The following is a 22939-nucleotide window of genomic DNA, read 5'->3' on the forward strand; positions in this document are numbered from 1 at the left end:
TCAACCCACTGCCCGCGCAATAGGAGTCCGTTCATGTCCGACTCAACGCCAACCGACGATCAAACCGTACTGGTGCTCTTCCCTCCCCGTCTCCCCCTGGCCACATCCCCTGTGGCCCGCGCGCACTACGGTGTGCCCATACACAGTTACGATTTAATCCCGATGGGTTGCAAAGTGGAGGTCGACCCTTATCAGGGGCAGCAGGCTGGCGACACCGTTTCAATCAATCTAAATGGCGAAACGGCTCTTGATAGCCAACAGACCACCGGTACGAACGACACCGTCACGCTCCATATTCCTCATCAGAAATTGATGCCTGGCGTTGTAAATCGCTTGACCTACACCGTGACTCGCGCCAGCACGAACCTGGACACCTCTGAGCCACCGCTGGAAATCCTTTACCACAGGATCCGCCCAGGTAACGAGGACTTGACCCCGGGAGACAGGGAGCACTCCGAGCTTGTCCTGCTGTTGCCGGACGAAATCAAAAATGGTGTGGGCCCGGGTTTTACCGGGGCGACCGTGTGCGTGGAATATCCGTATTGCCGTGCTCACGACGTCATTCGACTCAACTGCAATGGCAATGACGTGCGTTACGTGGTGACCGAGACCCAGGCCCCTGCGCCGCCGGATCATGGTTCGTCCGTACCCACTCGGGTGTGCTTCGACATCACCAGTACCGACCTGGGCCCTGATCATCCCGAGTTCAAATTCTCCTTCACCGTAAACGACCAGCTCAACAACAGCCCCGACCTCGATTCCCCTTGGTCGGCCGTCCAGACAGTGGACGTGGACCAAGCCGGGGCCCGTTTGCCGGAGCCGATTCCACGGGAAATTCTCAGCGAGGCGAACGACGACCCCCATGTTATCGACCTCGAGAAACTGGGTTCCAATTCTTTATCGGTGATTATTCTGACCAGCGATCCGCGCTTTGTAGCAGGGGATACGATCGAGGCGACTTATATCGCGAAAATCGCCGGACAGCAGAATATCGAGTTCACCGTGACGGGCATCGTTGAATTGGATGAACTGGGACAAAAGAAGGCATGCATCCTTCTGGTTCCAAACGACAAGGTGATTCCAGACAGTACGGTGCAGATATCCTACAAACTATCCAGAAATGGCGCCCCGGTGGGCTCTTCCAGAACAGCAACCGCAACCGTTGTCGGAACAGCACCGGGACAACTTCCCACACCTTTAATCGATGAGGCTGCTGGAGATCACCTCGATCCATCCAACGTACCCAGCACCGGCGCAACCGTACGCATCGACGCATCAGCCCAATTGAAGGCCAACGATAACGGCGAAGTCCACTGGATGGGCGCGGCAGGCGCCGGTAGCAGGACTGTCCCGTTTTCGGTGGCGGCAAGTGAGGAAGGCCAGGACAAGACGGTCAAGGTACCGTTCTCGGTGGTTGAGGCTAACGAGGGGCGCACCATTACCCTGACCTACACCCTCAACCGCGCCGCAGGCGGCCCGCCCGAAGACTCGCCACCGTCGATTTACGACGTCGGGCGGCAGGTAGGCCCCGGCGCGCTGTTGGTCATGGGTGCTCGTAGCGCTTTCTTCAGGCATTGGTCCAGCATGGACATACGCCAGCTGGCGGCACTGGACCCAACGACCCTTCAGCCCCGCCTAGCGCTGTGGAGCTATGAGGGGGACAGTGGCAGCGTAAATGCAACCCACTTCCCGGATACCCAACCGTCACGCATGCTGTTGGTGCGCAGTGGCGACGATTCGATTCGTATCAATCCCATCAACGTTTTCAGCAACGGCAACGACCGGGAAACCGACCACCCGCTACCCTTCAGCGCATTTGCCGCTCGCCGTGACCGAGGCACCCTGATCGGGTGGGGCAGGATAGAGAACGGCAGTGACATCCCGCCGACCATCCGTACCTTCACAGACATTGTCGAAGTTGCCGGCTCAGCCTTCGCCTTTGCAGCATTGCGCGCCAACGGCCATGTGGTTGCCTGGGGCGATCCGACCAATGGTGGAGACCTGCCAGCATCGATAGCCCCTTACAACGATATCGTTGGAGTCAGCGCAAATGCTTCCGCCTTCGCAGCGCGCCGGTCCAACGGTAATCTGCTTGTCTGGGGCAGTGGTCGCTATGGTGGAGTTGTGCCGGACGAGATCGCGTCCCTTGGTGACATCGTTGAAGTGACAGGTAATCACGCGGCATTCGCTGCTCGTCGCGCCAATGGTCATGTTGTTGCTTGGGGCGTTTCAACCGCAGGCGGCTCGGTCCCGTCAGACATCTCGGCGCTGAACGATATCGATCACATCGTGAGCTCTGCTGCTGCTTTTGCAGCGCTACGCACCAATGGCAGGGTGGCCGCCTGGGGATATCCTACAGGGGGCGGAAGCGTTCCAGGCGCGATCACGATATTGGATGACATAACCTACATTACTTCCACTCAGGTTGACGCCAACGCCGATGCCACCCAAGGCACCTTCGCAGCACTTCGGCAAAACGGACACGTCGTGGCCTGGGGCAACCCAGCACTTGGCGGCACAGTTCCTGGGGACATCGCCGAGCTGAGCGACATCAGGCAGATCTCCTCCACGCTCGGGGCCTACGCGGTGTTGCGAGCCAGCGGGCATGTGGCAGCCTGGGGCCATACGACATATGGCGCAGTGGTACCGGCAGATATCATCGGGATCAATGACATCGTGCAAGTCACCTCCACCCAAGGCGCCTTCGCCGCACTGCGTGCCAACGGCACGGTCGTGGCCTGGGGTCTCGCGGCGTGGGGGGGCGATACCGCCGCGGTGGCGAGCCAATTGCACGATGTGCGCGCGGTTTATGCCAACAACCAGGCGTTCACCGCGTTGACGACCGACGGACGGGTCGTCACCTGGGGACTTGCCGGGGCGGGGGGCAACAGCGACGCAGTCCAGGGTCAGCTGCAAGGCCAGGTTTCTTACGAAGCCACCCCCATATCGCGTGGCGTGGCGCAGACAACGTTTGCAGCGTTCCAGGACGGTGCCTGACCCTCGCTCATAAGCTCCCGCAATCCAATAGACAACGCCCGGCAGATCGCCGGGTGTTGTCATTTATGCTCAGCTCAAACCGTATCCACCTTCAACGAATGATCATTCAGCATCCCATTGATGATCGTCGCCGTATCAGCCCCGCCAATCATTCCACCCGATCCCGGCGTCACCCCGTAATGGCTGGCAAGATCGATGCCGGCCAGGTCGATGGTCTGGTTCGGCGTGGCGCCCGCGGTGCTGCTGACGTCGATGCTGGTCACGACCGATGCGCCGGTGCCGGTGACGGTGAAGTGCAGGTAGTCGTCCAGGGACGCCGCGCTGCCGTTTTCGCCCAGTAGCAGTTGGGACAGGTCGAGTTTGTCCAGGCCCGGGGTGAAGTCGGTGATGACGTCGTGGCCGCTGTTGCCAGCCTGCCATTGGAAGGTGTCCGCGCCGCTGCCGCCGCTGAGGATGTTATTGCCCAGGCCGCCAATCAAAATGTCGTCGCCGCCCCCGCCGTTGAGCACGTCATGGCCAAGGCCGCCATCGATGCGATTGCCCGAGCCGTCGCCCGTGAGGGTGTCGTTGAAATTCGAGCCAACGAGGTTTTCGATGCCGGCCAGGGTGTCGGTCCCGGCCCCGAGGGTGTTTTGCGCGGCCAGCAGGCCGAGGTTCACAGTGACGCCTGCCGTGGCATGGGCATAGCTGGCGGTATCGTTGCCGGTGCCGCCGTCGAGCAGGTCGTTGCCGACGCCGCTGTAGAGCACATCATCCCCTGCCCCACCGTGCATGGCGTTATTGCCAGAGCCCGCGCTGAGAACATCGTCGCCACCGCCGGCGTTCAGCACGTTGTCGCCATTGCCGGCCAGCAGCACGTCGTCGCCCGCCGTCCCCGTCAGGGTGTGACCGGCTTGATAGCTGATGCCTACCCCGGCGCTATCGCTGCCACCGTGGTTGTCGCTGGCGGTGTAGGTGCCATGGAAATCCGGCGTGCTGTTTTGAGCGCCCGCGTAGTTGACCGTCAGGGTCAGCTGGTAGTTTTCCGAGCCATTGCCGTTGCCATTGCCAGGATTGGGAATGTTGGTCACATGGATCTGGTAGTTGCCAGTCGCCGCCGCCGTGAACGAGGCACCGTCGCTGATCGCGATGAAGGGCCCGCCATTCAAGGAGTACTCCATGGCGATGCGGCCCGCGGCCAGGTTGTGATCCAGTTTGAGGGTTTCGCCCTGCTTCAGGCTGATGTTGAGCCGGTCTTCATCGTTGGCGTTGCTGTTCGACACCGCCCCCAGCGCGCCACTGACTACCAGCACCGCTGTCATGCTCGCGGCATTGGCGACGAAGGCGCTGCGGTTCAGGTTGATCGACTGGACGTTGTTGCCGGCGAAGCTTGCGGTGCCGGTGCTGCCGGTGAAGTCCGCGCCCTTGGCAACCCAGCCTGTGTTGAAACTGGTCGGCGACGCGGTAAGCGGGTCGCTATTGGCGTCGCTGTCGTTGCCCAGCAACAGCTCACCGGGGACTACGATATTGCCCGACAGCACGTTGGTTATGACGTTGTCATCGATCGCCACCGGCGGGCTGTTGGGTTGGACCTTGATGACCAGGTTGGAGCTGGCCAGGTCGCCATCGTTATCACTGAGGGTGTAGCCGATGTTCTCGGTGATCAACGTACCGGTGGTGGTCTGGGAGGTGTAGCTGAACGCCCCGGTGTCGAGGTTCACCACCAGAGTGCCGTCGTGGCCGGTGGCGATGCTGACCGTGTTGGTCGCCGTATTGAAGACCCCATGATTGGTGCCGCCGCTGGCAGTCAGTGCTCCCTGGCCACCGTTGGCGTCCGGGTTGTAGCTGTAGGTCGTGCCGTCCACCAGGAGGCTTTTCACAAATCCGCCGTCGGCGCCGAACGAACCGCCCTCCCCGAGCAGGCTGCCGGTGACCGGCACGCCCTGCACGGTGCCGGAAAGCACCGAGTTGAGCTGGTTCAGGTCGGTGACCACGACCGCGTTCGTGTCGGTGTGGGTGCTGCCGTCGTGGGCCAGCGGATCGAGATTGATGTTTCTCGCGCCGCTGCCCAGTCCGATGGCGTAGTTCTTGATGCCATTGGCATCGAGAAAGGCTTTCCACGCGACCTCGTCCGCCGAGCCGATTTCGCCCAAGGTCGGCTTGCCGTCGGAAAAGAAGTAGCCAACGTTTTGTGCGCCAGCCAGTTTGCCGGAGGTTGCGAACGCAGTCTGGGCCGTGGCCACTGCCGCGTCGTAATTGGTGTCACCGTGCGCTTTCAGCGCGGCGATCAGCGTCTTGGCGGTTGCAACGTCCACCCAGACGGCACTCTGGTCGGTGGCGCTGCCGCTGAAGGTCACCAGTTGGACTTTCACGTCGCCCATGTCGTCGTATTTGTCGAGCAAGGCGCTGACCGCCTGCTTGGCCAGGTCCATTCGCGAAAGCCCCGGGACACCGGAGGCATCTTTCATGCTGCCGGAGACGTCGAGCACGATCAGCAGGTTCGAGTCGATCTCGGTCGCCGTGACCGAACGCTCGGACGCGACAGCCTTGGGTACGTCATCGACGATGCTGACCATCAGGTTGCCGGTGGTGCTGTTGCCCAGGGCGTCAGTAGCCTGATAGGTGAAGTTCTCGGTCAATACGTTCGGGCCATTGTTGGCATTGGGCGACGTTGCCGCCGCAGACGTCAGCGTATAGGTGTAGGAACCATTGGGGTTGAGCGACAATTGGCCGTGGGCGCCGTTGGCATCACCCACCAGGGCGAACGTGACGGCTCCGGTTGCGCCAGTGACCGAGCCTACCAGGGAGCCAGTCGCGGTTTCGCTGGTGGAGCCTGGCTCGCTGCCGGTCGTGGTGCCGGGCGCCAGGTCCTGGCCGTCCTGTTTCAGGTCCAGGGCCTTTTCGTAGACGGTGATGTCATGGTCGGTCTCGGCAACCAGGCAACTGTTGTGCACATCGATGGTGATGGTCGTGGTGCTTTCATCGCCGTCACCGTCGCGCACGGTGTAGGTGAACACATCAGTTGCACCTGGCGCGCCGACGGAGTCCGGATTGCTGTGATAGACCGCATTGCCGTTGGCATCCAGCGTCAGGTAGCCATAAGCGCCATTGATCTGCGTATTGAGGCCGCCGTTGGCGGGGCTTGAGGTGTCGTTGCCAGCGCGCACGCCAACCACCGTGCCACCGTCGGCACCAAGCACGTCGTTGTGCAAAACGTTGCCGCTGACCGTCCCGCCCTCCACCACCGCTGCGGTATCGCAATGCGCCTTGGGCACATCGTCGACAATATTGATGACGATGGTGCTGGTGACGGTGTTGCCGAGTGCATCCGTGGCCTGATAGGTAAAGCTTTCACTCAGTTCATTCGGGCCATCGTTGGCGGCGGGCGTTGTCGTGGCGGGCGACGTCAGGGTGTAGGTGTAGGAACCGTCCGGGTTGAGCAATAGTTGACCGTGGGCGCCGGTGGCATTGCCGACCAGGGCGAACGTGACGGCGCCAACGGCACCGGTCACCGAGTCCAGCAGGCTGCCGCTGGCGGTTTCGCTGGTGGCGTTCGGCAGGCTACCGGTGACGGTGCCGGGGGCCAGGTCCTGGCCGTCCTGGTTCAGGTCGAGCGCGCTTTCACGCACGCTGACTTCATCATCCGGTGCGGCGACGAGGCAGCTGTTATGCACGTCGATGGTGATGGTGGTGGTGCTTTCGTCACCGTCGGCGTCGCGCACGGTGTAGGTGAACACGTCGGTGGCACCCGGTGCGCTGACGGCATTCGGATTGCTGTGGTACACAGCGTTGCCATTGGCGTCCAGGGTCAGGTAACCATAGCTGCCGTTGATCTGGGTATTGAGGCCGCCAACGGCCGAGGTCGAGGTATCGCTGCCAGCGCGAACGCCGATCACCGCGCCGCTTGCCGCAGGCCCATCGGCACCGCCCTCATCGTTGTTGAGAACGTTGCCGCTGACCGTCCCGCCCTCATCCACCGAGGCGGAGTCGGCATGAGCGGTAGGCAAGTCATCGACAATGTTCACGTCCAGATTGCCGGTGGCCGTGGTCCCGTTATCGTCCGTGACCACCACGGTAAATTGCTCGCCCAGGCTGTTGGCGCCGTTGGCGTTGGGATGGGCTTCGTTGTCGAGCAAGGTGTAGCTGTAGCTGACCACGCCCGTGGCGGCGTTGAAGCCGGTCACGGTCAGGGTATTGCCCAGCGCCGTGGTGATCGATTGTGGAAATCCGGCGGCCACGCCACCGCTGACCACGGTGATGCCGCCAACGCTCAGGCTCTGCACGCCGTCCAGCGCGGTCACGGTGAAGGTGCCGTTTTGCGTCAGCGCCGACGTGTCCGGGCTGCTGCCGTCGTCGAGGTTGTTTTCCTGGACCGTGAGCTCGCCGCCATCGGTATCCAGGCCGGTGATGATCACCGGGTCGTCGTTGTTGTGGACTTGCAGCACCAGGTTCGCGGTGCTGGTGTCGCCATCGGCGTCGGTCAGGGTGTAGGTGAAGGTTTCCGTGCCGCTGCCGCCGCCATTCAGGCCTTTGAAATCGGTATCGGACGCATTGAGCGTGTAGGTGTAGGACCCATCGGCGTTCAGGACGAGGGTGCCATAGGTGCCGGTGAACGTTCCGGGCGTGATCGGATCGGACGCCACCTGATCGGCGCCTTGGGTGTCGTTGGGCAGCACGCTGCCGGTGAGGGTCAGGTTGCTTTCCGACGCGGTGCCGGTGTTGCTGTCGTCCACGGCGTTGGGCACGTCATCGACGATATTCACGTCCAGGTTGCCGGTGGCCGTGGTCCCGTTATCGTCCGTGACCACCACGGTAAATTGCTCGCCCAGGCTGTTGGCGCCGTTGGCGTTGGGATGGGCTTCGTTGTCGAGCAAGGTGTAGCTGTAGCTGACCACGCCCGTGGCGGCGTTGAAGCCGGTCACGGTCAGGGTATTGCCCAGCGCCGTGGTGATCGATTGTGGAAATCCGGCGGCCACGCCACCGCTGACCACGGTGATGCCGCCAACGCTCAGGCTCTGCACGCCGTCCAGCGCGGTCACGGTGAAGGTGCCGTTTTGCGTCAGCGCCGACGTGTCCGGGCTGCTGCCGTCGTCGAGGTTGTTTTCCTGGACCGTGAGCTCGCCGCCATCGGTATCCAGGCCGGTGATGATCACCGGGTCGTCGTTGTTGTGGACTTGCAGCACCAGGTTCGCGGTGCTGGTGTCGCCATCGGCGTCGGTCAGGGTGTAGGTGAAGGTTTCCGTGCCGCTGCCGCCACCGTGTAACGCGACAAACTGCGGATCGCTGGTGTTCAGCGTGTAGGTGTAGGTGCCATTGGGATTGAGAACCAAAGTACCGTAGGTGCCGGTAAATGTGCCGCCAATGATCGGCCCGCTGTCAGGGCCGGTGGGAATGCGGTCCGCACCCTGGTGATCGTTGGGCAAAACGTTGCCGGTCAGGCTCACGAGGGTTTCCGACGCGGTACTGGCGTGGCTGTCGTCGATCGCCTGGGGCACGTCGTCGGTGATGTTGACGTCCAGGCTCCCGTTCGCGGTATCACCGTCGGTGTCGATTGCCACCACCGGGAATTGCTCGCTGATGGTGTTGGCACCACCGCCCGCCGGATGCGCTTCGTTGTCGGTCAAGGTGTAGCTGTAGGTGACGACGCCAGTGGCGGGGTCGTATCCGGTAATCGTCAGCGTGTTGCCCAGGGCCGAAGTGATGGACTGCGGGAAACCTGCGGGCACGCCACCGGTGATGACGCTGATGCCGCCGATGCTCAAGCTGCTCAGGCCGTCGGGAGCCGAGATGGTAAAGGTGCCATTTTGCACCAATGCACCAGCATTACTGGCGGTGCCGTCGGCGAGGTTGGCCTCGTTGGCGGTCAATTCGCCACCGTCCACGGTCAGGCCATCGAGGGTGACGGGGTTGTCTGGGGTTTCAGGAATGACCGGCGCAACGGCTGCGTCGTCGCCATCCGGGTCAGCCGCCACCTCCAGCAGCGGAAATTCGGGTATGCCATTGAAGCCTGCGGTGGGGAAGCCGATCAGTGGATCGACCTGTCCACCGACTTCTTCCAGCAACACAAAACTGTGCCCGCCGCCCACTGCGCCGGGGTTGCCGCCCTCGGCCCCGGCGGCCGTGGCCTCGCCAGTCTGGGTCGGGTCGGCGCCGGCCGCGATGGCTTGCTGCAGCTTCTGCACATCGGTCAGTTGGGCCTCGCTGGGCGTCGGCGTTTGCGGCGTGTCCACCCGCGGCGCCTGCTGATCGGCGAGCAATTGTGGGGTCAAGGTCAAGTCGCTGCCGCGACCCAGGGTCAGCTCATGGCCGTTCTGCAACTGCACCGCGACAGCGCCTTCGGCCCCGGTGACCAGGTGCTCGCCGGCATACAGCCGGTCACCTTCGACCAGAGGACGCCGCAGCCCGCCGACGTCCTGTGCGAAAACCTGCCCTACCACCTTGCTGACGGTACCGATGAGCGCTGCCATGTGCATTCCCTCCGCTGCCAACCACAGTCGGCACCTGTCTGGGTGAAGATCGGTGCTGGGTAGCCGCCAGAATTTGGAAAATCTGCCAGCTTTCGAGACCGTACGAGGGACAGTCAAATTGCCATAACGACAAAAAAACGTCACTCAAAACTGTCTCACTTTTGAACCCTTAGCACCTCTTCACATCGTTTCAAAAATTATGTGGAACTTTTTATTGACGCCTACAAACCGACGAAACCCTTATTCGGCGAGGCTTTCGCTTTGAACAATGTGCTGGATTTTTCCAAGCTCATAAGTTTTTTTTGGAATAACTGTTATGAGAAATTCTTCTTAGGTTTTTCCTAGGATGTTCTTAGCTGTGTTGTTACAAGGTTGAAACGGTTTTGATCTTTTAAACGTCAATATTCTGGCGACAACGAAGTACAACAGACCTCAGGAGAAGCACCCCATGCGCGTTCTTACCCCCCTCTGCAGCGCGGTTCTACTGGCCATGGCCTGCTCCTCTCAGGTTCAGGCGATGTCCCTGACCGAGGCGATCCAGAGCACCATCGCGACTCACCCGGAACTGGCGCAACGGGTAGACAGCCGTCTGTCGGCCAACGAGGACGTCAAGGTCGCCAGAGGAGGCTTCTTTCCGTCGGTGGATTTGAACGCCGGTTATGGCCGTGGCTACAGCGACAACACCAATACCCGGGCACTGGGCAACCATCACACCAACATCCTGACCTACACCCAGTCGGAACTGCGCCTGCGGCAGATGATCTTCGACGGTTTTAATACCGCCAATGAAGTGGAACGTACCCAGGGCGTGGTCAATTCCCGGGCCTATTACGCCCAGGGCACCGCGCAGGATCTGGCGCTGCGGACCATCGAGGTCTACCTGGAAGTGCTCAAGCGTCGCGAACTGGTGACCTTGGCCAAGAACAACCTGCAAGCGCACCTGCGCGTCAATGACCAGATCGGCCTGCGCACCGAGCGCGGCGTGGGCAGTACCGCCGACTCCGATCAGTCCAATGCACGTCGGGCCCTGGCGGAAAACAACTACGACACCGCCCAGGTCGACCTGGCGGACGCGGAAGCAAATTTCTACAGCGTGGTCGGGCGCATGCCCGATGAGCTGGAAACCCCACCGTCCACCAAAGGCGAGATCCCCGTGGACCTGCGCGAAGCCCAGCAAAGCATGGTGGATAACAACCCGTACCTGAAATCGGCCCAGGCCGACATCCAGTCCGCCGAAAGCCAATACGAGGTGGCGAAATCACCGTTCTATCCGCGCTTCGACGCCGAAGCAGCCGTGGGCGCCAACAACAACCTGGGTGGCGAGGAAGGCCACGACAACAACTGGCGGCTGGGCGTGGTGATGAACTACAACCTGTTCCGCGGCGGCAGCGACAAGGCGCGGCTGGCATCCAACGCCCACCAGATCAACCAGGCGATGGACATCCGCAACAACGCACTGCGCCAGCTCAACGAAGACACCCGCCTGGCCTGGAACGCAATGCTCAACGCCCGCAAACAGACGCCGACCGCCCGGGAATACGCCGACACCACTTCTCGTGTGCGCGCGGCTTATCAAGATCAGTTCGGCCTCGGCCAACGCACACTGCTTGACCTGCTCGACAGTGAAAACGAGCTGTATAACGCCAACCGCCGTTACACCGAGGTGCGCTACACCGAGGAGTATTCGATGTACCGGGTGTTGGCGAACATGGGCCTGCTGCTGCAGAAACAGCGGATCGTGCTGCCGGCCGATGCGGTCGCGCAGACCGAAGTCAAGAACCAGGCACGGCTGCCGGAACTGAAGTAATCCAGTGGGAGTGATCAGCATGACCCGCATGGAACCGGCAATTCCCGGCACCGACCCGCGCTTGAACTTCGATGATCCCTTGCTGGACGGCTTGTTGATCCTCTGCAAACTCCATGGCGCGACCGTCAGCCGCGCCAGCCTCAGCGCCGGGCTTCCTATGGCGCACCAACGTCTGAGCCTGGACCTGCTGCCTCGCGCAGCGGCCCGGGCCAGTTTGCAGGCGCGGCTGTTGCGCCGCGAGCTGGGGGATATATCGGCGCTGAATTTGCCAGTGATGCTGATCCTCGCCGGGGGCCGCTGCGCGATATTGCGGCGCTGGGGCGAGGACGGTCGCGCGCTGATCCTGCCCAGCGAGGCCGATGGCGGTGAACAATGGGTCAGCCGCGAGGAACTGACCACCGATTACAGCGGCCAGGCGCTCTTCGCCCGGCCGCGCCATGAGCTTGAAGACCTGCGCGCGCCTCTGGTGCCACGGGTCGAAGCGTGGTTTCGCGACACCTTGAAACTGTCCCGCTGGCTGTACAGCGACGCAATCCTGGCCAGTTTCCTGATCAATCTGCTGGGCTTGATGGTGCCACTGTTCGTCATGCAGACCTACGACCGCGTGGTGCCGAACCAGGCCACCTCCACGTTGTGGGTGCTGGCCGTCGGGCTGTTGATCGGCACCGGTTTCGAGCTCGTGTTGCGGGTGGTGCGTGCTCATCTGCTGGACACCGCCGGCAAGAAAACCGACGTGATTCTTTCCGCCACCCTGTTCGAGCGCATCACCGGCATGGCCATGAAAGCCAAGCCGGTGACCATCGGCGGATTCGCCCAAAGCATCCATGACTTCCAAGGGCTGCGGGAGTTTCTTACCGCCGTGACCCTTACCAGCCTGATCGACCTACCCTTCGCCCTGCTGATGCTGGTGGTGATTGGGCTGCTGGGCGGTTGGCTGGTGGTGATTCCGGTGGTGGCGTTTCCCATCACCGTGGTATTCGCGATGATCATCCAGGCGCGCCTGCGCGACACCGTGCAAAAAAGCCTGGCCCTGGGCGCCCAGCGCCAAGCCCTGCTGATCGAAACCCTCGGCGGCCTGGAAACCCTCAAGGCCTGCAGCGCCGAAAGCGAACGCCAGCATCAGTGGGAAAGCACCCACGGCGCCCTCACCCGCCTCGACAGCCATGCGCGCAATCTTTCGGCTCTGGCGACCAACGGCACGTTGTTCCTGCAACAACTGGCGGGCATGGCGACCATCGTCGCCGGGGTCTACAGCATCATCGCTGGCAACCTCAGCGTCGGCGCACTGGTGGCGACTTACATGCTCGGCAGCCGCGTGCTGGCCCCGCTCGGGCAGATCGCCGGGTTGATCACCCGCTACCAGCAAGCGCAGCTCACCATGCGCAGCACCGATGCCCTGATGGCCTTGCCCCAGGAGCGCGACGCCAAGCAGCGCCCGCTGGACCGAACCCAATTGCAAGGTGCCCTGGACATCAGCGGCATCACCTTCCATTACAACGGCCAGGACGCTCCGGCGCTGGCCGATGTCAGCTTCAGCCTCAAGCCCGGCGAACGGGTCGGGATCATCGGCCGCAGCGGCTCGGGCAAAAGCACCCTGGCGCGGCTGGTGATGGGGTTTTATGCGCCGGAGCAAGGCCAGTTGCTGCTGGACGGCCTGGACTTGCGGCAACTGGACGTTGCCGACTTGCGTCAGCAGATCGGCTATGTCGCCCATGACTTGCCGCTGCTGGCCGGCAGCCTGCGGGACAACCTCACCCTCGGCGCGCGCTACATCAGCGACGGGCGCATGCTGGAAGTGGCGGAACTGACCGGCGTTACCGAATTGGCCCGTCAACATCCCCAAGGCTTCGACCGCCCGGTGGGCGAACGCGGGCAACTGCTGTCCGGCGGCCAACGCCAGGCCGTGCTACTGGCCCGGGCCTTGTTGCTCGATCCGCCGATCCTGCTGCTGGACGAACCCACCAGCGCCATGGACAACAGCAGCGAAGACACTCTGCGCCAGAAGCTTCATACCCATGTGCAAGGCAAGACCGTGCTGCTGGTCACCCACCGTACCTCGATGTTGAGCCTGGTTGACCGGTTGGTGGTGCTGGATAACGGGCGGATCGTGGCGGACGGACCGAAGGACGCGGTGATCGATGCGCTGCGCAAGGGACGGGTGGGCTCTGCTGCGGTGTAGAAGCCAACACATAATCTGTTTGGTCCGGGGACAGGGTTAACACTGTGGCGAGGGAGCTTGCTCCCGCTGGGCTGTGAAGCAGCCCCAGAACCATTCACCTCGGTGTATCTGACAGACCGCATCGACTGGTTTTGCGATGGCTGCGCCATCGAGCGGGAGCAAGCTCCCTCGCCACAAGAAGCAGCATCCAGCTCTATTTCATTTAACCAACGGGTACCGCCCATGTCTGCTCAAACATCCGATTCAGCCGCCCGAAGCTACTTCGGCAGCTTCAGCAAAAGCGCTGAAAGCGAGTTCATGCCGGAAACCGCCGGTGCCACGCTGCAGGACTCGCCCCGTCGCTCGCGGGTCACTGTCTGGCTGGCGGCCGGGCTGATTGTCACTGGGCTGGTCTGGGCGAAACTGGCGGTCCTGGAGGAAGTCACCACCGGCGAAGGCAAGGCGATTCCATCGAGCAAGATCCAGGTGATCCAGAACCTGGAGGGCGGCATCGTCACCGAGATTTTCGTGCGCGAAGGCCAGATGGTGAACAAGGGCGACACCTTGCTGCGCCTGGATGACACGCGGTTCCTGTCGAACAAGGGCGAGAGCGAGGCCGACCGTTATGCGTTGATGGCCCAGGTCGAACGCTTGTCGGCGGAGGCCGAAGGACGACCATTGCAGTTATCCAGCGAAGTGACCGGCAAGGCGCCACAAGTGGCCGAGGACGAGCGTGCGCTCCATGAGCAGCGCCAGCGTCGCCTGGCCAGCGAGCAACGGACCTTGACCGAACAATTGCGGCAGAAAACCCAGGAACTGGCGGAGTTTCGCTCCAAGCAAGGCCAATTCAGCTCGGCACTGGCGTTGCTGCAGGAAGAGATGAACATGTCGGCACCGCTGGTGCGTACCGGGGCGGTGTCGCCGGTGGAGATTCTGCGGCTCAAGCGCAGCGCGGTGGAAATCCGCGGCTCGCTCAACGCCACCACCCTGGCGATCCCTCGGGCCGAGTCGGCCATCAATGAGATCAAGAGCAAGATCGACGAATCGGAACAGACCTTCCGCTCCGACGCGGCCAAGGAGCTCAACGAGAAACGCACGGAACTGTCGAAAATCACCGCCTCCAGCATCGCCATCGATGACCGCGTGACCCGCACCACCGTAGTCTCGCCGGTGCATGGGGTAATCAAGCAAATGAAGGTCAACACCATCGGCGGCGTGGTCCAGCCGGGCAGCGACATGATCGAAGTCGTGCCCTTGGAAGACAACCTGCTGATCGAAGCCAAGGTCCGCCCACAGGACGTCGCCTTCCTGCACCCAGGCCAGAAAGCCATGGTCAAGTTCAGCGCCTACGACTACACGATCTATGGTGGGCTGAGCGCCAAGCTCGAACTGATCGGCGCCGACACCATCACCGACGACAAGGGCAACAGTTTCTATTTGATCCAGGTGCGCACCGATAAGAACCACTTGGGTGGGGACGCGAAACCATTGCTGATCATTCCGGGAATGGTGGCGACAGTGGACATCATTACCGGGGAGAAAAGTGTGTTGGACTACCTGCTCAAGCCGGTGTTGAAGGCGCGGACCGAGGCGATGCGCGAGCGGTAATCCGAATCTACGCCGATCTCGTGGCGAGGGAGCTTGCTCCCGCTGGGCTGCGCAGCAGCCCAAGACCATTCACCTCGTTGTGTCAGGCAGACCGCGCCGGCAGGTTTTACGACGGCTGCGCCCGAGGCGTCGGACCGGCCGAGCGGGAGCAAGCTCCCTCGCCACAGGGGTCTCTATACCCCTCCATGGTTCTTCTGGTAAGTCTCCTCCCCCATCGCCGCAATCTGCCCCTCGATCAACGCCTCGAACGGCCGCAACAACGGCTCGAAACTCACCGGTGTCTCAAGCGTCTGCAACGCCTGGGCGATCGCCTCCACCGTCGACAACGCCCCTGGCCCTGGCGCCTTGCGCAAACGATAGCGGGACACGCCGCCGTCGGCCAAGGTCACCCTTGGCAGTGCCGCCAGCAGCGGGTTGAGGTGCAGTAACTTGCGGGCCTTGCGCCAGGTGCCGTCAGGAACGACCAACAGCAGCGGTTCATCGCAGGGGGTGTAGGCTTGCAGCGGCTGCGCATCGTCGGCGGGAAACAACAACCGCGCCCGGTAACCCGGTTGATCGAGCAGCCGTGACAGATCCTCGAACACCTCGCCCACGATCAATTCGGCATTGTTGAGCCCCAACGCCGCCAGCCGTGCGGTGTTCAAGGCATGGTTCACCTCGCTGGGATGCTGTAACAGCAACACGCGGGTGCGGCTGTCGAGGCTGGGGATCAAAGGGCACAGGCAATGGCTTTGCGGCCTGAGGCAACGTGGGCAGTGGATTCTGGACATGGTCAGGCCTGGTTCAGTTGAGCTTTGAGCAGATCACGGAAGGTCTGGATCAGCGGCTCGCGGCTGCGGCCACGGCGCACGATCATAGAGAACGGCGCCTGATAACCAAACGTCGCCGGCAGCAGCACGCGTAAATCGTCCTTGTCGACCCAGGCCTGAGCGTAATGTTCGGGCAGATAACCGATGTAGGCGCCCGACAGTACCAGGATCAACTGTGCCTCCATGCTTTCCACTGTCGCCGCGCTGTGCTTGAAGCCATGGCGGGCCAGCTCGGCCTGACTCCAGTAACCGCGCCCGACCATGCGCTGCTGGGTGATGAGTTGCTCCGGGATACGTCGTTCGCCGAACAACGGGTGGCGACTGCTGCAATACAGCCAGTGCTGCTCGCGGTACAGCGGCATGTAGACCAGCCCACTCATGCGCGTGGAAAACGCGCCGATGGCCAGGTCCAGGCGGTTGTCCTGGACGCCGAGTTGCAATTCGTAAGGGCTCAGGACCGACAGGTGCAGATGCACCGCCGGGTGTTCCTGACTGTACGCGCCGATGGCTTCGGCGAACGGCAAGGCTTTGTCGCTCACCGTGGAATCGATCACCCCCAGGTTCAGGGTGCCGCGCAACTCGCCCTTGAGGGCCGCAGCATATTGCTCGAAGCCTTCGAGTTCGCCGAGCAGGCGCAAGGTTTCCTGATGGAACAACTCGCCCTTGCTGGTCAGGCTGAACCCACCCCGCCCGCGATGACAGAGCACCAGGCCCAGGGCCGATTCGAGTTGGCTCATGTAGGTACTGATGGCGGATGTGGAGAGGTTGAGCTCGTGCTGCGCGTTGGCAAACCCCTGGTGCCGGACCACGCTGACGAAGATGCGCAGCAGTTTCAGGTCGGGTAGAGCGTTGGCCATGGGGGTCTCCGAATTACTCAGGGCTTAGTAGCGCTCTTGTGGCGAGGGAGCTTGCTCCCGCTCGATGGCGCAGCCGTCGCAAAACCTGCCCACGCGATCTACCTGATACACCGAGGTGAATGGTTTTGGGGCTGCTTCGCAGCCCAGCGGGAGCAAGCTCCCTCGCCACAGGGGGCATCATGTCCGCTACAACTGCGCCGGATCGGAGTCTATCGCCCCGCCCGCCATTAGTTTAGAAAAATCTGAACTAAGTATTTGCCGCCAGCGATTCTTCACGGCACAGGCTTTTCGCAGAATCGGCCCCTGATAAATAAAACAAACGATGAGGCCCTACCCGTGGACAAGATTCTTCACCAACCACTGGGCGGCAACGAAATGCCGCGCTTCGGCGGCATCGCCACCATGATGCGACTTCCCCACGTGCCCACCGCCGCCGGCCTGGACGCTGCCTTTGTCGGCGTGCCGCTGGACATCGGCACGTCCCTGCGCGCCGGCACCCGTTTCGGGCCGCGCGAAATCCGCGCCGAATCCGTGATGATCCGCCCCTACAACATGGCCACTGGTGCCGCGCCGTTCGACTCCTTGTCGGTGGCGGACATTGGCGACGTGGCGATCAATACCTTCAACCTGCTCGATGCCGTGCGAATCATTGAGGAGTCGTACCACAAGATCCTCGAACACAACGTCATCCCCCTGACCCTGGGCGGTGACCACACCATTACCCTGCCGATTTTGCGGGCGATCCACAAAAAACACGGCAAGGTCGGCCTCGTGCACATCGACGCCCACGCCGACGTGAACGACCACATGTTCGGCGAGAAAATCGCCCACGGCACCACCTTCCGCCGCGCCGTGGAAGAAGGCCTGCTCGATTGCGACCGCGTGGTGCAGATCGGCCTGCGGGCCCAGGGCTATACCGCTGAGGATTTCAATTGGAGCCGCAACCAGGGTTTCCGCGTGGTCCAGGCCGAAGAGTGCTGGCATAAATCCCTGGCACCGCTGATGGCCGAAGTGCGCGAGAAAGTCGGTGGCGGACCGGTGTACCTGAGCTTCGACATCGACGGCATCGACCCGGCCTGGGCGCCAGGCACCGGCACCCCGGAAATCGGCGGCCTGACCACCATCCAGGCAATCGAAATCGTCCGCGGCTGCCAGGGCCTCGACCTGGTCGGTTGCGATCTGGTAGAAGTTTCGCCGCCGTACGACACCACCGGCAACACCTCGCTGCTGGGCGCGAACCTGCTGTACGAGATGCTCTGCGTACTGCCCGGCGTGGTTCATCGCTGAGGCGCGGCCATGAACGATCGAGATCAAGTCTTCGAAGCCGCCGCCGATCTGGTGTCGGCCTTCGCCCGCAACGATCGCGAGGCTTACTTCGGTGCGTTCAGCACCGATGCGAGCTTCGTGTTCCACACCCTCGAACAGCCGCTGCTGTCGCGCGATGCCTACCAGGCGTTGTGGGATCGCTGGCGGTCCGAGGATGGTTTCGAGGTGCTGAGCTGCACCTCGAGCAACGCCTTCGTCAGCCTGCAAGGGAACGTGGCGATTTTCATCCATGACGTGGCCACCGAGCTGCGCATGCAAGGGGAGCTTCACTTTAGCCAGGAGCGCGAAACCATCGTGTTTCGCCAAGAACAACAAGGCCTATGGCTGGCCTGTCATGAACATTTGTCCGCAATGCCGGAAGGGCTGCCACCCCCTTAGCCAAGCAGGCGACGTTCACGCACGATGAACGCGCCTTGATGATCGGAGCAGATCATGGATAACAATAACGATAAAAGCCTTACGCAGATTGAAACCAACGGGGTCGAGCAGATCCCGGACCATGAACGAACCGCCGGCCCGGGTGATCTGTTTCGACTGATCTTCGGCGGCGCCAATACCTTTGCCACCGCCGTGCTCGGCAGTTTCCCGGTGTTGTTCGGCCTTTCGTTCCAGGCCGGGGTCTGGGCGATCGTGCTGGGGGTTTTGGTCGGTTCGATCATCCTCGCGCCGATGGGCCTGTTCGGCCCGCTCAACGGCACCAACAACGCGGTTTCGTCCGGCGCGCATTTCGGTGTTCACGGCCGGATCGTCGGCTCGTTCCTGTCGCTGCTGACCGCTATCGCGTTCTTCTCCCTGTCGGTATGGAGTTCGGGGGACGCGCTGATCGGCGGCGCCAAGCGGCTGGTCGGTGTGCCGGAAACCGACTTGAGTCTGGGCCTGGCCTACGGCCTGTTCGCCCTGCTGGTGCTGACGGTGTGCATCTACGGCTTCCGCTTCATGCTGTGGGTCAATCGCATCGCCGTGTGGGCCGCGAGCCTGTTGTTCCTGCTGGGCATCTTCGCCTTCGCGCCGAGTTTCGACAGCCAGTTCGCCGGCACGGTCGCCCTCGGCCAAACAGGCTTCTATGCCGCCTTCATCGGCGCGGCACTGGTGGCCATGAGCAACCCGATTTCTTTCGGCGCCTTCCTGGGTGACTGGTCGCGCTACATTCCGCGAAATACCCCCAAGCGACACATCATGCTGGCGGTGATTGCCGCTCAGTTGGCAACGCTGATCCCGTTCCTGTTCGGCCTCGCCACCGCCACCATCGTGGCGACCAAGGCGCCGGACTACATCGCGGCAAACAACTACGTGGGCGGGCTGCTGGCGGTTTCGCCGGGATGGTTCTTCCTGCCGGTGTGCCTGATAGCGGTGATCGGTGGCATGTCCACCGGCACCACATCGCTGTATGGCACGGGATTGGACATGTCCAGCGTATTCCCACGGGTGCTGTCGCGGGTCAAGGCGACGCTGCTGATCGGCGTCATGTCGATTGCCTTCATCTTCATCGGCCGCTTCGCGGCAAACCTTGTGCAGAGCGTCTCGACCTTCGCCGTGCTGATCATCACCTGCACCACGCCGTGGATGGTGATCATGATCATCGGGCTGCTGGTGCGCCGCGGCTTCTACTGCCCGGATGACCTGCAAGTGTTCACCCGAGGCGAGACCGGCGGACGCTACTGGTTCAGCCACGGCTGGAACTGGCGCGGTCTGGGAGCGTGGATTCCCAGCGCATTGGTCGGGCTGTGCTTCGTCAACTTGCCGGGACAGTTCGTCGGGCCGCTGGGTGAGTTGGCCGGTGGGATCGACATCAGCCTGCCGGTGACCCTGGGGCTGGCCTCGGTGGTGTACCTGGCATTGCTGGGGCTGTTTCCGGAACCGGCGGCGGTGTATGGGCCGCAGGATCCGCGGAGCATAGCGCCGCTCACGAAACCAGCGCTCCGGCAGGCCGCCTGACTGACAAATTCCGTGGCGAGGGAGCTTGCTCCCGCTGGGCTGCGCAGCAGCCCCGGTTTTCTGAACTGAAAAGCGACGACGGCTGCGCCGTCGAGCGGGAGCAAGCTCCCTCGCCACCAACGCTCGTTCGCCAGGGACGGCAGCACTTCATCCCGTACATAAAAAATAAAATCGGAGACACGCCATCATGGCCTTGGATTTAATCGTCGTTCTCATCTACGCCACCGGCATGATCGCCCTCGGCTGGTACGGCATGCGCCGCGCCAAGACCCGTGACGACTACCTCGTCGCCGGACGCAACCTCGGCCCGGGCTTCTACCTGGGCACCATGGCCGCCACCGTGCTCGGCGGCGCATCGACCATCGGCACCGTGCGCCTGGGCTATGTCCATGGCATTTCCGGATTCTGGCTGTGCGGCGCCATCGGCCTGGGCATCGTCGGGCTGAGCCTGTTTCTCGCCAAGCCGTTGCTCAAGCTCAAGATCTATACCGTGACCCAAGTGCTAGAGCGCCGTTACAACCCGGCCGCACGCCATGCCAGCGCATTGATCATGCTGGTCTACGCGCTGATGATCGGCGCCACCTCGACCATCGCCATCGGCACGGTCATGCAGGTGCTGTTCGGCCTGCCCTTCTGGGTTTCGATCCTGGTGGGCGGCGGCGTGGTGGTGCTGTATTCAACCATTGGCGGGATGTGGTCGCTGACCCTGACCGACATCGTGCAATTCCTAATCATGACCATCGGCCTGGTGTTCTTGCTGATGCCCCTGTCCATCAGTGACGCGGGTGGCTGGGACGCGATGGTGGTGGCCTTGCCGGCGCGCTATTTCGATTTCACGGCCATTGGCTGGGACACCATCATCACGTACTTCCTGATCTACTTCTTTGGCATCTTCATCGGCCAGGACATCTGGCAACGGGTGTTCACCGCCCGCAGCGAAGGCGTGGCAAAAGTCGCCGGCACCGCCGCCGGCCTGTACTGCGTGCTGTACGGCCTGGCCGGTGCGCTGATCGGCATGGCCGCCAAGGTGCTGTTGCCGGACCTGGAAAACGTCAACAACGCCTTTGCCAGCGTGGTGCAACACAGCTTGCCCAACGGGATACGCGGTCTGGTAATCGCCGCAGCCCTCGCGGCGCTGATGTCCACTGCGGCGGCGGGTCTGTTGGCAGCCTCCACCACCGTGGTCCAGGACCTGCTGCCGCGTCTGCGCCAGGGTCGTGAAAGCGGCAACGGCGACGTCCATGAAAACCGCATCGCAACCCTGCTACTGGGCGCCGTGGTCCTGGCGATCGCCCTGGTGGTGAGCGACGTGATCAGCGCCCTGACCCTGGCCTACAACCTGCTGGTGGGCGGCATGCTGGTCCCGCTGATCGGCGCCATTTACTGGAAACGCGCTACCACGGCCGGCGCGATTACCAGCATGTCGCTGGGCTTCGTGACCGCGCTGTTCTTCATGGTCAAGGATGGCCTGGACGCGAATACGCCGATCTATTACAGCCTGAGCGTGGCATTGGTGAGTTTCGTGGTGGTCAGCCTGCTTTCGCCACGGTCGAATGTGGTGCCAAAGGCGGCTTGATCGTCAACTCTCGGCAAGAAGAGATTCCTGTGGGAGCGAGCTTGCTCGCGATGACGGCGGTACATTCAACATGGATGCATGCCGGTCACCGCTATCGCGAGCAAGCTCCCTCCCCCAGGTTCTGTCTTTCAGAAATAAAAAGATCGCAGCTGCGGGCCATCTCGACTGAAATGGTCCGCAGCTGCGATCTCTCCAAATTCGGCGGTGTTTACCGGCGGCGCGGCTGGCGGCGGCGTTGCTCATCGTCAGTGCGGATCGGTATCGGCTGCATGGGCGGCTCGATCAGGCCGAGCGCGACACCCAAGTCGTGAAGCCAGTTCTGGATTTTCTCTTTCATCGTGGTGCCCCCTCAGGTGGTGCGAGCGGCAGATTTCTGTGGCCCCTTCGCACTGATAATAGTCCGAAGTCCTACGCAATGCTCGTTACAGATTGCAATGATCTGTTACTGAATTGATCCGAATCCCAGGCTGTGAGTTCAAGCCGATTGCGCCGTCATCATTGGCGCCCGCGGCCACGCTTGTTGTTGCATCTCAATCCAGGCGTTCAGGTTGGCTCCGACCATGCCTTTACGCCACATCAACCACGTTGTCGCACTCGCAAATGGCTCAGCCAGTGGATGGACCATCACACGCTCGCGCCCCGGCAGGCTGGCGAGCATCGACTCGGACATCAGCGCCACCCCGGACCCGGCGATGACACACGCCAGCATCCCCTGATAGGACTCGATCTCCATCGCCCGACCCATGGTTGCATGATCATGGGCAAACCAGGCCTCCAGGCGCATCCGGTACGAACAGCCCCGGCGAAAGGTGAACACTGCGCGGCCTTGCACGTCCAGCGCACTGCGTACCGGTGCGTGGTCAGCCTCGGTGATCAGCACCAGCCGCTCGTCGCACAACGGCACGCCATCGAGCCCCGCCAGTTCCAGCGGGCCGTCCACCAGCGCCGCGTCGAGGCGATTGGTGAGCAGGCCTTCAAGTAATTCGCCACTTGGCCCCGATTGCACTTGCAGGTTCACCGCCGGGTAGGCCCGGTGATAAGCCGCCAGCAGATCAGGCAAATGCGTCGCTGCCGTGCTGTACATGGTGCCGAGCAGGAAATCCCCGGCCGGCTGACCGCCCTGCACCGCCGCGTGGGCTTCGTCATGCAGGGCAAACAGCTTGGTCGCATAGTCCAACAGGACTTTTCCCGCAGGCGACAATTGCAAACGCTGACGCTCTCTTAGGAAAAGATCCACGCCCAACTGCTCTTCGAGCTGTTTGAGCCGCGTCGACAAGTTCGACGGCACCCGATGCAAGCGCTCGGCAGCCCGGGTGATCGAACCTTCCTCGGCCACGGCCTGGAAAATCCTAAGTTGGCTGAACTCCATGACCTTCTCCAAAAAAGAACAAGTTACTCACTATTATTCATTTTTAATGAA

At 62.2% G+C, this 22939-nt stretch carries 13 protein-coding genes; 8 read left to right on the top strand and 5 right to left on the bottom strand.

All coding sequences use genetic code 11. The features are described 5' to 3' along the window. The first annotated feature begins 33 nt into the window (after nt 1-33). Nucleotides 34-2997 (top strand): hypothetical protein, encoded by a 2964-nt coding sequence (locus J3Q04_RS17980; protein WP_434610216.1) that lies wholly within the window; start codon nt 34-36, stop codon nt 2995-2997. Nucleotides 2998-3071: 74 nt separating this feature from the next. Here J3Q04_RS17980 and J3Q04_RS17985 read toward each other — a convergent pair whose 3' ends face one another. Next, on the bottom strand, nt 3072-9443 hold the full coding sequence (locus tag J3Q04_RS17985) for a retention module-containing protein (protein ID WP_434610214.1): 6372 nt from the start codon (nt 9441-9443) through the stop codon (nt 3072-3074). 448 nt (nt 9444-9891) lie between these two features. On the opposite strand from J3Q04_RS17985, the gene J3Q04_RS17990 reads away from it, so the two are divergent. The 3 genes from J3Q04_RS17990 (at nt 9892) to J3Q04_RS18000 (ending at nt 15016) form a co-directional block, all read left to right on the top strand. Next, the gene (locus J3Q04_RS17990; RefSeq protein WP_420767423.1) at nt 9892-11250 is read left to right on the top strand and encodes a TolC family outer membrane protein; all 1359 of its coding nucleotides are present in this window, start codon (nt 9892-9894) and stop codon (nt 11248-11250) included. A 19-nt stretch (nt 11251-11269) separates the two neighbouring features. Continuing rightward, nucleotides 11270-13429 (top strand): type I secretion system permease/ATPase, encoded by a 2160-nt coding sequence (locus J3Q04_RS17995; protein ID WP_434610212.1) that lies wholly within the window; start codon nt 11270-11272, stop codon nt 13427-13429. Between the two features lie 222 nt (nt 13430-13651). Continuing rightward, nucleotides 13652-15016, top strand: coding sequence for an HlyD family type I secretion periplasmic adaptor subunit (locus tag J3Q04_RS18000; RefSeq protein WP_420767425.1), 1365 nt, complete (start codon nt 13652-13654; stop codon nt 15014-15016). A 173-nt stretch (nt 15017-15189) separates the two neighbouring features. Here the strand turns inward: J3Q04_RS18000 and J3Q04_RS18005 are convergent, their stop codons facing one another. After that, nucleotides 15190-15786, bottom strand: a complete 597-nt coding sequence (locus J3Q04_RS18005; protein WP_434562937.1) for a tRNA-uridine aminocarboxypropyltransferase — start codon at nt 15784-15786, stop codon at nt 15190-15192. A gap of 2 nt (nt 15787-15788) precedes the next feature. Continuing rightward, nucleotides 15789-16682, bottom strand: coding sequence for a LysR family transcriptional regulator (locus J3Q04_RS18010; protein WP_434610208.1), 894 nt, complete (start codon nt 16680-16682; stop codon nt 15789-15791). A 336-nt stretch (nt 16683-17018) separates the two neighbouring features. Between J3Q04_RS18010 and speB the strand changes: the two genes are divergently transcribed. From speB to J3Q04_RS18030, 4 genes are all read left to right on the top strand, one after another. Further along, nucleotides 17019-17969 (top strand): agmatinase, encoded by a 951-nt coding sequence (gene speB, locus J3Q04_RS18015; protein ID WP_420767428.1) that lies wholly within the window; start codon nt 17019-17021, stop codon nt 17967-17969. Nucleotides 17970-17978: 9 nt separating this feature from the next. Next, complete coding sequence (locus J3Q04_RS18020; protein ID WP_434610206.1) at nt 17979-18386, top strand: YybH family protein; 408 nt, start codon at nt 17979-17981, stop codon at nt 18384-18386. Nucleotides 18387-18440: 54 nt separating this feature from the next. Beyond that, nucleotides 18441-19943 (top strand): purine-cytosine permease family protein, encoded by a 1503-nt coding sequence (locus tag J3Q04_RS18025; RefSeq protein WP_434610204.1) that lies wholly within the window; start codon nt 18441-18443, stop codon nt 19941-19943. 187 nt (nt 19944-20130) lie between these two features. Further along, nucleotides 20131-21519 carry a sodium:solute symporter gene (locus tag J3Q04_RS18030; protein WP_434610202.1) on the top strand — a complete coding sequence of 463 codons (1389 nt, stop codon included), beginning with the start codon at nt 20131-20133 and terminating at the stop codon, nt 21517-21519. Nucleotides 21520-21727: 208 nt separating this feature from the next. Here the strand turns inward: J3Q04_RS18030 and J3Q04_RS18035 are convergent, their stop codons facing one another. After that, nucleotides 21728-21856 (bottom strand): PA1414 family protein, encoded by a 129-nt coding sequence (locus J3Q04_RS18035; RefSeq protein ID WP_256222727.1) that lies wholly within the window; start codon nt 21854-21856, stop codon nt 21728-21730. Nucleotides 21857-21994: 138 nt separating this feature from the next. After that, nucleotides 21995-22888, bottom strand: coding sequence for a putrescine utilization regulator PtrR (gene ptrR, locus J3Q04_RS18040; protein ID WP_434562929.1), 894 nt, complete (start codon nt 22886-22888; stop codon nt 21995-21997). Between the last annotated feature and the right edge of the window lie 51 nt (nt 22889-22939).

This window comes from Pseudomonas sp. D4-21 (assembly GCF_051132125.1).
Classification (GTDB): domain Bacteria; phylum Pseudomonadota; class Gammaproteobacteria; order Pseudomonadales; family Pseudomonadaceae; genus Aquipseudomonas.